Annotated in this window: 1 protein-coding gene; it reads left to right on the top strand. The window is 63.3% G+C overall.

Annotated elements, in window-relative coordinates; translation table 11 throughout:
- Positions 1-32: 32 nt before the first annotated feature.
- Positions 33-1,247: an IS30 family transposase gene (locus ON21_RS30315; RefSeq protein WP_218004162.1), complete on the top strand. Its 1,215-nt coding sequence runs from the start codon at positions 33-35 to the stop codon at positions 1,245-1,247.
- The last annotated feature ends 5 nt before the right edge of the window (positions 1,248-1,252 follow it).

The following is a 1,252-nucleotide window of genomic DNA, read 5'->3' as shown; positions in this document are numbered from 1 at the left end:
CTTAGGTTCAGGGGGTCAACGCAACACCCGCCGTGACGAGGGAGTTGGTGTTGGGACGTCCTGCGATATCGGTTGAGGTTCAGCGTTCGTTCTGGGCGTGGATCCGCCGAGGCGAGATCATCGACACCGCGGCCGCGGCGGTTGGTGTGTCGAAGACGGTTGGCTGGCGGTGGTTCCGTGAGGCTGGCGGAGTGATGCCGCCACAATGGTGTGAACATTCGACTCGCCCGGTCCGTTTGTCGTTCGCCGAGCGGGAAGAGATCGCCTGTCGCCGTGCGGCGGGTGAGGGTGTCCGAGCGATTGCCAGGACCATCGGAAGGTCTGCCTCGACCGTCAGCCGCGAACTCGCCCGTGGCACTCGCCGACCGAAGACCGGATACCGGGCCACTGTCGCTCAAGCACTCGCCGACAAGCGCGCCCGCCGTCCCAAGACCGCATTGCTTCGCCGCGATTCCCGACTGGGCGCCTATGTCGAGCGACAGTTGCTGTTGAAGCACAGTCCCGAGCAGATCAGCCGACGGCTACTGGTCGATTTTCCCGACGATCCGCGGATGCGGGTGTCTCACGAGACGATCTATCAGTCGCTCTACGTTCGAAGACGAGAAGCGCTCAAACGTGAACTGGCACAGTGCCTGCGAACCGGACGCGCGCTGCGCAAGCCGCACCGTAAGCCCGACCAGCGTCGAAGTAGGCATGCCGGTGCGGTCTCGATCAGCCAACGGCCGGCCGAAGCCGAGGACCGGACAGTGCCGGGGCACTGGGAGGGCGATCTCATTACTGGGGCTGGGAACGGCTCCGCCATCGGCACGCTCGTCGAACGAGCGACCGGATTCGTCGTGTTGCTGCATTTACCGAACACCCACAAGGCCCTCGATGTCCAGGAAGCGTTAACCGCGACGATGTCCACGTTGCCGCGGACTCTGCGTCGGACGTTGACCTGGGACCAAGGACAAGAGATGGCCAACCACGTCCAGATCACCGCGGCGACCGGTCTCGACATCTACTTCTGTGACCCGCACTCGCCCTGGCAGCGCGGCTTGAACGAGAACACGAATGGTCTGCTCCGGCAGTATTTTCCGAAGTTCACCGACCTGTCCGGCTACCACGCCGACTACCTTGAGTTCGTCGCCGCCGAACTCAACAACCGGCCCCGCAAACGTCTCGGCTGGCGTAGCCCTGCTGAAGCACTCGAGCAGCTACTCTCAGAACCAGACAGCAATCCACCCGGTGTTGCGTTGGCCAGTTGAATCCA

The organism is Nocardia araoensis NBRC 100135 (assembly GCF_000308435.1).
In the GTDB taxonomy this organism is placed as follows: Bacteria; Actinomycetota; Actinomycetes; order Mycobacteriales; family Mycobacteriaceae; genus Nocardia; species Nocardia araoensis.
Note: the sequence above shows the minus strand (reverse complement) of the source record. Positions and strands in the feature narration are given on the sequence as shown.